This is a genomic window from Rhodoblastus sphagnicola (assembly GCF_002937075.1).
Taxonomy (GTDB): Bacteria; Pseudomonadota; Alphaproteobacteria; order Rhizobiales; family Beijerinckiaceae; genus Rhodoblastus; species Rhodoblastus sphagnicola.
On record NZ_NHSJ01000141.1, the window covers coordinates 1 to 8212 of the forward strand.

Sequence of the window (8212 nt, forward strand, 5' to 3'; positions counted from 1 at the left end):
TCCGGGGAGGCCGGCCCGTCCTCCCGGGTGTGGGGAGGGGTGCGGTCAGCGCTTGGTTTGATGGCGCATCTGCTCGACGTAGGAGCGCAACACCGCGTTGATCCTGGTCTGATAGCCCCGGCCCTGGCTGCGGAAAAAGTCCATCACCTCGCGGTCGACGCGCATGTTGAGAACCGCTTTTGGCCGGGGCGTTTCAACCGAGGCTTGCGCCCAGTCGATGACCATCCCGGCCTCGTCGGCGTCCTCGGCGATGGCCGCTTCGATCTTATCCTCGGTCATGGCGGCGGCGCGCGCCCAATCGCTTTGACTCTCGCCGCGCGCCTGCCTCGCGCGCAATGCGTCAGCCGTGTGCCTCTCGATATGCTCTTTCTTCGCCATGACGCGCTCTCCGGAATGAAATGATGCGGCGGGCCTCGCCGCGCCATGTCCATACGAGGGACTAGAATTTCGCGTGGATCATGGCGGTCGTGACGAACCTCGCTTCCACGGGCGTGTTGGAAGGGGCTGTCAGCGTGGGCCTTCCATCGAACATCAGAACCGCATCCACAAAGTCGAGCTTGTGCTTGGCGAGGTTCGTCTGTCGCTTGGTCTCATCCCATTCATACATAGTGTATACACATTTTGCCCATACAACAAGATGAGAGTGGTTCGGACGTAGTTGGGCCATCCCGGGCCTACGACCCGGACGTGCGAGTCAGACCCCTTCCGAGGCGCGGTTTTCAATATATCGGTGATTGGCGTTCTTCTAAAACAGGCTGTAATAAGTTTCTTGAGAAGGAGTTCAAACTGTTCGCAAATGATCTTACAGATTGCAGGTGAGCGACGAGTTCTTCTTTTGTTAATCCACCTTCATCGGATTCACGTGGACGCAGTTTCTCGTGTTCGCCGACCCGAATCGTAAGTGTAGGCTCAGGCAGCTTGTCACCAAAAACGCCTGCGCCGAAGGGCGTGATGCCAAATTGAAATGGTGGTTCTGATTGGAAGGCGACCGGATGATGAGCGATTCTCCTGCGCGTTGTTAACAGGCTCCTAATTTGCTTTAAAATGCGGCTCCATTCCTTGATGCTTTCATGACCGTGTTCCCCGGGAGCCTTTTTCGGAAGTATTGAGCGCACTATCTCGTCAGTCAGGCTTAATCTCGCGTCGAGGCCTGGAAGCCGGTAAAAAATGATCGCGCATTGCTCGCGCGGGCCTACGCAGCAATGAAATATTCTAAATAGCTCGTCATCAATCCACGCCCATGTGGTGATACATCGCCCAACCAATTCGAAGAATTCTGATGTGGGATTTTTGCTTGTAGTTACTTGTTCTCTCATCATGATATAATCGGACCCACCCCCTCCTCCCTGATATGCACCGCCAGCCACAGCGTCGGCGGTTCGCTTTGCGTCCATTCGACGCGATGGCGGCGGCGTGGGGCGATCAGGATGTGATCGCCCGCCGTGAACAGACGATCTTCCGTTTCGTCTTCGAAACGCAGCCGCGCCGCGCCCGCGAGCAGGACAACCCATTCGGTCCAGTTCTGATCGTACCAAAAACCCGGCGGGCTGGCCTGCCCCGTCGAGACGATGCGTTCGATCATCACGCCGGGGCGCTCGAACAGAACAAAAACATCCTCTTCCATCGACGCCAGCGGCAAGTCTTCGAACAGATTGGTCGTGTCGGTCATGGCGGGTCCAGGAACAGGGCTTTTTCCGCCTCTACCGCAGCGTAAATATGCTCGGCGACGGCGCGGATTTGCGGCGAATCGCGGCCGTCCGCGTGCATCAGCAGGTAGAAACCGCGGGTGATGGAGATGACTTCGGGCAGGACGGGAATCAGGGTGTCGAATTTTTGCGCCAGAAAGCGCGGCAGCATGGCGATGCCCAGCCCCGCCAGCGCCGCCTCCAGTTGCGCGATCAGATTGGCGCTGCGGAATTGGGCCGAGAAGCCCGGCAGGATTTGCGGCAGATAGTCCAGTTCCGGCGTGAACAGCAGTTCGGGAATATAGCCGATCAGCCGACGGCTTTTGATGTCGTCGCGGGTTTCGATGCCGCCGCGCTTGGCGAGATAATCGCGCGAGGCATAGAGGAACAGCCGGTAATCCACCAGTTTTCGCCCGAAAATGCGGCCCTCGCGCGGCAGGGCGAGGCTGATGGCGATATCGGCTTCGCGCTTGGACAGGCTGAACAGCCGCGCCGTCGCCACCAGCTCGAGCTGCAATTCCGGGTGCTTGTCGGCGAGCGGACCGAGCCGGGGCGCGAGGAAGAACGAGCCGAAGCCGTCGGGGGCGCCGATCCGCACCGTGCCGGCCAGCCGCGCCGCGCCGCCGGAGATTTCCGCCTGTCCGCCGCGAATTTGCGATTCGATGGTTTCCGCCATGGCGGCGGCGCGGCGGCCGGCGTCAGTGAGTTGGTAGCCGGTTTTGCGGCGGGCGAACAATTTGGCGCCGATGTCGCGCTCGAGACGGTCGATGCGGCGGATGATGGTGGCGTGATCGACGCCGAGTTTTTTGGCGGCGGCCGACACCGTGCCGTCGCGGGCCACTGCCAGGCAGAATTGCAGATCGTTCCAGTCGAGCGCCATGCGACCTCTCAGCTCGCCCATTGTGCAAAGGTTCCGGCCGGCGCGCAAATCCATTGCGCACTTTTGCCAAGTTCCGCGCGGCGCGCGCGACGCCTATAGCTGAGGCATGACCGATGAAATCCTGCTTTCCCGCCAAGGCCGCCTCGGCCTGATCACGCTCAACCGCCCCAAGGCGATCAATGCGCTCACGCTGAACATGGTGCGCGCGATGACGCGCGCGCTGAACGACTGGGCGGGGGATGCGAGCGTCGGCGCGGTGCTGATTCGCGGCGCCGGGGAGCGCGGCCTGTGCGCCGGCGGCGACATTGTCGCCATATACAATGCCGCGCGCTCCGGCGACCGCGCGCCGGTCGATTTCTGGCGCGAGGAATATGCGCTGAACCTTCTGATCGCTGACTATGCCAAGCCGGTCGTCGCCCTGATGCATGGCGTGGTGATGGGCGGCGGCGTCGGGGTTTCCGCCCATGCGGCGCATCGGATCGTCACGGAGGGGTCGACCATCGCCATGCCCGAGGTTGGCATCGGCTTTGTGCCCGATGTCGGCGGCACGTTCCTGCTTGCCCGCGCGCCCGGCGAATTGGGAACGCATCTGGCTTTGACGGCCGGGCGCGCCGGGCCAGCGGACTGTGTCCTGCTCGGCCTCGCCGATGTTTTTGTCGCCAAGGACCGGCTGGAGGGGCTGGCGGACGTTTTATCCGATTGCGCCTCGCATGACGATGTCGGGGCGGCGCTTGCAAAAATCGCCGCGCCCGCCGGCCCGCCGCCGCTCGCCGACGCCCGGCCGTGGATCGACGCCGCCTATGCCGCCGACAGCGTGGAGGAGATCGCCGCAAATCTTGCTGGCGTGCCCGACCTGTCGGCGCAGGCGGCGCTGGCGCTGCTGCGCCGGCATTCGCCGACCTCGCTGAAGGTCACGCTGCGCGCCCTGCGCAAAGCCCGCGCGCTTGGCCGTCTGGCGCCCTGCCTCGACATGGAGCTGATCGCGGCGACGGCCTGCCTTGGCGGGCATGACTTCCCCGAAGGGATACGCGCGGCGGTGATCGACAAGGACCGCGCGCCAAAATGGGCGCCGGCGCGGCTGGAAGAGGTGTTGGAGGATCAGATCGCGCGCTATTTCGCCTGAGGCGGGCTCAGATCTGATAGCTGTGGGCCAGTTCCACCGGATCGCTCAGCGCCCGCATGTCGGCGAGGGTGTGATTGTCCAGCACGTCGGCGATGGCGTTGCGCGCCTTGACCATCATCAGCCTGACCGCACAGGCTTTTTCGTCGCCGCAATCGTCACAGGGGCGATAGGCGGTGACGCTGGCGCACTGGATCGGGGCCAGCGGGCCGTCGAGGATGCGCACGATCTGGCCGACGCTGATTTTGCTCGCCTGTTGCGCCAGGGCGTAGCCGCCGCCCTTGCCCTTCTTGGAAAACACCAGTCCGGCATTGCGCAATTCGGACAGAATCTGATCGAGAAACTTCTTCGGGATCGCATTGCGGTCGGCGATATCCTGCACCTGGGCGAGCGTCCCCGGCTCCATCCCCGCGAGGTGGACCATGGCCTTGAGGCCGTATTTTCCCTTGTTGGTGAGCATCGCCGAATCCCTTCACCGCAATCCTAGCAGCATCGGGCGGCAACAATCCAGTAAATGACTGGAAAAGCTGAGCGGTTGCGCCGTTTGTCCAACTTTTTCGCGTTTCGTGCGATAGTCTGCTCCCATGACAACCGAATCGCCGCGCGGTCGCAAAAAACTTTTCGCCGACCGCACCCTGCCGCTGATGCTGGCCCTGGGTTTTTCCTCGGGCCTGCCGTTCCTGCTCGTGTTCTCCACCCAATCGACCTGGCTGCGCGAGGTCGGGGTCAGCCGGGAGGCGATCGGCATGATCTCCTGGGTGGCGCTGGCCTATTCGTTGAAATTTCTGTGGGCGCCGCTGCTCGACCGCTATGACGCGCCATTCTTCGGCAAGAGACTGGGGCGGCGGCGCGGCTGGATGGCGCTGATCCAGATCGGCGTGATGCTCTGCCTCGGCGGATTGGCCTTCGGCGATCCCGCGAAAAGTCTGGTGTGGACCATAGCCTTCAGCTTCCTGCTCGGCTTTTGCGGCTCGACCCAGGACATCACCATCGACGGCTGGCGCATCGCCGTGGCCCCGCCGGACAAGCAGGGCGCGCTCTCCGCCGCGAGCCAGGTCGGCTACAAGATCGCGCTGCTCTGCGCCGGCGCGGGCGCGCTCTACATCGCCCAATTCCAGTCCTGGCGCGCGGCCTATCTTGCTATGGCCTGCCTGATGGCCGTCGGCTTTGTCGCCAATCTGCTGGCGCCGGAGCCGAAAACCCATATCGAGGCCGCGCCGGGAGCGCGGAAATCTCTGATCGAGACTTATGCCGAGCCGCTCAAAGAGTTTTTCGCGCGCAACGGACGCGCCACCGTGCTGTTCCTGCTGCTGCTGGCGATCTATCGGCTGCCCGATTTCGTCTCGGGGGTGATGGCCAACCCGCTTTACATCGACCTCGGCTTTTCCAAGACCGACATCGCCAACATCACCAAGATTTTCGGTTTTGGCGTGGGTCTCGGGGGGATTTTCGCCGGCGGCTGGTGCGCCTCGCGCTTTGGCCTGATGCCCACTTTATTCGCGGGCGGCATGGCGGCCTCGGCCTCGCATCTGAGCCTCGCCTGGCTGGCGCATGTCGGCAATGACATGGGCATGCTGACGGTGGCGATCTGCGTCGAGAATTTCGCCGGCGGTTTTGCCGGCACGGCGCTGGTCGCCTTCATGTCGTCGCTGGTGTCGCCGCTGCACGCCGCCGCGCAATATGCGCTGTTGTCCTCGCTCTACGCCCTGCCCGGAAAAGTTCTCGGCGGATTCTCCGGCTTTGCCGTCGCCAAATTCGGCTATTCCGCCTTTTTCATCGGGACGTCCTGCATCGGCCTGCCGGTGGCGGCGCTCTGCCTCGCGGTGTGGCGCGTCCATGCCCAAGATAAGCGCGACCAAGATAAGCGCGACCAAGACAGGCGCGACCAAGACAGGCGCGACAAGGATGACGCTGGCGCCGAGGAAAACTCTCTGGCATGAAGCTACCATGAAATCACGAAGGTGAGCCGATGACCGCGCCATTGCCGATCAAGACCGTTGCAACCAAACCCTTCAACGACCAGCGTCCGGGCACGTCCGGCCTGCGCAAGAAGACCAGGGTCTTTCAGCAGCCGCATTATCTCGCCAATTTCGTCCAGTCGATCTTTTCCTCGCTGGAAGGTTTTGCGGGCAAGGCGCTGGTGGTCGGCGGCGACGGCCGGTTCTTCAACCGCGAGGCCATCCAGCTCATCCTGAAAATGGCGGCGGCCAACGGTTTTGGCGAGATCATCGTCGGCCGCTCCGGCATTTTGTCCACGCCGGCGGCTTCCGCCGTCATCCGCCATGACAAGGCGTTCGGCGGCATCGTGCTGTCGGCCAGCCACAATCCCGGCGGACCCGATGCGGATTTCGGCATCAAATACAATATCTCCAACGGCGGCCCCGCCCCGGAAAAGATCACCGAGGCGATCTTCGCCCACAGCAAGGCGATCGAGAGCTACAAGACGGTCGAAGCCGCCGACATCGACATCGACAGCCTCGGCGAGACGTTCATCGGCGCGACGAAGGTGCGGATCATCGATCCCGTCGCCATCTATCGCGACCTGATGGCCAGCCTGTTCGATTTCGCGGCGATCCGCGCGCTGTTCGCCTCGGGCTTCACCATGAAATTCGACGCCATGAGCGCCGTCACCGGCCCCTACGCCAAGGCGATCCTCGAAGGCGATCTCGGCGCCGCGCCGGGAACTGTGTTGAATGGCGAACCGCTGCCGGATTTCGGCCATCACCACCCCGACCCCAATCTGGTCCACTGCAAACATCTGTATGATTTAGCCATGTCCGATGCCTCGCCCGACATTTGCGCGGCCTCCGACGGCGACGGCGACCGCAATCTGGTGATCGGGCGCGGCCAGTTCGTCACGCCCTCGGATTCCCTGGCGATCATCGCCGCCAACGCCCATCTGGCGCCGGGCTACAAGAGCGGCATCGCCGGCGTCGCCCGCTCCATGCCGACCAGCGCCGCCGCCGATCGCGTGGCGCACAAGCTTCATGTCGGCATGTATGAGACGCCCACGGGGTGGAAATTCTTCGGCAATTTGCTCGACGCCGGCAAGGTGACGATCTGCGGCGAGGAGAGCGCGGGCGCCGGCTCCAACCACGTCCGCGAAAAGGACGGGCTCTGGGCCATCCTGATGTGGCTCAACGTCCTCGCGGCGCGCAAGCAGAGCGTGAAGGAGATCGTGCGCGCCCACTGGGCGGAGTATGGCCGCAACTATTATTCGCGCCACGATTACGAGGAAGTCGCCACCGAGGGCGCCAACGCGCTGGTGGCCGCGTTGCGCGCCAAACTCCCAACCCTCGCGGGCCAGCAATTTGGCGCCTTGACCGTCGAGTCCGCCGACGATTTCGCCTATCTCGATCCGATCGACGGCTCGATGTCGCGACAGCAGGGCGTGCGCATCCTGTTCGCGGGCGGGTCGCGCATCGTCTATCGCCTGTCGGGCACCGGCACCTCCGGCGCGACGCTGCGCGTCTATATCGAGCGTTATGAGCCGGACGCCGCCAGGCACGATCTCGAAACCCAGGCCGCTCTGGCCGATCTGATCGCCCTGGCGGAGCAGCTTGCCGACATAAGCAAGCACACCGGCCGCGACAAGCCGAGCGTGATCACCTGAGCGCGAGGCCTCTGCGCCCGGCCTCCGGTCAAGTGGCGCAATGAACCGGGAAACGCCATCGAAGGATCTCGCGATCCAGCGCCTCGAAGCGCAACTGACGCGCGCCGCCGTCATCAAGACGACCACGGGAGCGGACGCCGGCGCGCGGGCGGCGCGGCTGCGCCTGCGCGCATGGCAGGCGGCGCGGCTCGCGCGCAGCCACGCCGATCTTCTCGTCCATCCGAAATATGCCGCCGCCGCGCGCTTCTTCCTCACCGACCTGCGCGGACCGCAAGACCGCGGCGTGGACGAGGACGCGATCCGGCGCGTCCTGCCCTTGATGAAGAAGGGCCTGCCCGCGTCGGGCATCGAAACCATCGCCGACGCCATCGAACTCGACACGCTCTCGGACGCCCTCGACGCCGAAATGGCCGCCATCGTGGAGCGCGGCGCGGCTTATGGCGAGGCCTATCGCCAGACCGGGCGTCGCGACGACCGCGCGCGCCAGATCGAACTGATGCGCCATCTCGGACACAAACTGGAGGCCCTCGCCGGGGCGCCCTTGATCGGACTGGCGCTCAAGGCCATGCGAAAGCCCGCGCAGATCGGAGGATTTGGCGAATTGCACGGCTTTCTCGAACGCGGCTACGCCGCCTTCCGCCAGATGGGCGGCGCCCGCGACTTCGTCGAGACTTTGGCGCGGCGCGAGGAGGCGATCAGCGCGGCGCTGTTTTCGGGAGACGACAGTCCGCTGACGGGATGATCCGGCGAAGCGCGGCCTAGAGCATTTTCACGTTTCGTGGAAACATGAAAATGCTCTAGATTCTTGTTTTAACGCATTTTCTTCACGCGAACCGGTGTCCCCTTCGCTTGAAAATGCTCTACTCCGCCGCTTCTGGCAAAAACCTCCCCGCCAGCGCATCCGCGATCAGCGC

General features: G+C 63.7%; 10 protein-coding genes. 4 read left to right on the forward strand and 6 right to left on the reverse strand.

The window, feature by feature from the left end:
* Window positions 1-45: 45 nt before the first annotated feature.
* The 5 genes from CCR94_RS24215 to CCR94_RS24230 all read right to left on the reverse strand — a co-directional run bounded on the left by CCR94_RS24215 (window position 46) and on the right by CCR94_RS24230 (window position 2586).
* A complete protein-coding gene (locus CCR94_RS24215) occupies window positions 46-378 on the reverse strand; it encodes a BrnA antitoxin family protein (RefSeq protein ID WP_104510845.1) in 333 nt (110 codons plus the stop codon).
* 61 nt (window positions 379-439) lie between these two features.
* Window positions 440-667, reverse strand: a complete 228-nt coding sequence (locus CCR94_RS26265) for a BrnT family toxin (protein ID WP_338053027.1) — start codon at window positions 665-667, stop codon at window positions 440-442.
* A gap of 52 nt (window positions 668-719) precedes the next feature.
* Window positions 720-1319 (reverse strand): hypothetical protein, encoded by a 600-nt coding sequence (locus CCR94_RS24835; RefSeq protein ID WP_146090175.1) that lies wholly within the window; start codon window positions 1317-1319, stop codon window positions 720-722.
* The gene (locus tag CCR94_RS24225; RefSeq protein ID WP_104510846.1) at window positions 1316-1669 is read right to left on the reverse strand and encodes a cupin domain-containing protein; all 354 of its coding nucleotides are present in this window, start codon (window positions 1667-1669) and stop codon (window positions 1316-1318) included. Before CCR94_RS24225 ends, CCR94_RS24835 begins: the two co-directional genes overlap by 4 nt.
* Window positions 1666-2586, reverse strand: coding sequence for a LysR family transcriptional regulator (locus CCR94_RS24230; RefSeq protein WP_425332358.1), 921 nt, complete (start codon window positions 2584-2586; stop codon window positions 1666-1668). The genes CCR94_RS24225 and CCR94_RS24230 overlap by 4 nt, the downstream gene beginning before the upstream one ends.
* A gap of 85 nt (window positions 2587-2671) precedes the next feature.
* On the opposite strand from CCR94_RS24230, the gene CCR94_RS24235 reads away from it, so the two are divergent.
* A complete protein-coding gene (locus tag CCR94_RS24235) occupies window positions 2672-3688 on the forward strand; it encodes an enoyl-CoA hydratase/isomerase family protein (RefSeq protein WP_104510847.1) in 1017 nt (338 codons plus the stop codon).
* Between the two features lie 7 nt (window positions 3689-3695).
* Here CCR94_RS24235 and CCR94_RS24240 read toward each other — a convergent pair whose 3' ends face one another.
* Window positions 3696-4145: an RrF2 family transcriptional regulator gene (locus tag CCR94_RS24240; RefSeq protein ID WP_104510848.1), complete on the reverse strand. Its 450-nt coding sequence runs from the start codon at window positions 4143-4145 to the stop codon at window positions 3696-3698.
* A gap of 124 nt (window positions 4146-4269) precedes the next feature.
* Between CCR94_RS24240 and CCR94_RS24245 the strand changes: the two genes are divergently transcribed.
* From CCR94_RS24245 to CCR94_RS24255, 3 genes are read left to right on the forward strand one after another with little or no spacing between them, the layout of a single operon-like run.
* Window positions 4270-5625 carry an AmpG family muropeptide MFS transporter gene (locus tag CCR94_RS24245; RefSeq protein ID WP_104510849.1) on the forward strand — a complete coding sequence of 452 codons (1356 nt, stop codon included), beginning with the start codon at window positions 4270-4272 and terminating at the stop codon, window positions 5623-5625.
* 29 nt (window positions 5626-5654) lie between these two features.
* Window positions 5655-7298: an alpha-D-glucose phosphate-specific phosphoglucomutase gene (locus tag CCR94_RS24250; RefSeq protein ID WP_104510850.1), complete on the forward strand. Its 1644-nt coding sequence runs from the start codon at window positions 5655-5657 to the stop codon at window positions 7296-7298.
* A gap of 40 nt (window positions 7299-7338) precedes the next feature.
* On the forward strand, window positions 7339-8040 hold the full coding sequence (locus CCR94_RS24255) for a DUF8198 family protein (protein WP_104510851.1): 702 nt from the start codon (window positions 7339-7341) through the stop codon (window positions 8038-8040).
* The last annotated feature ends 172 nt before the right edge of the window (window positions 8041-8212 follow it).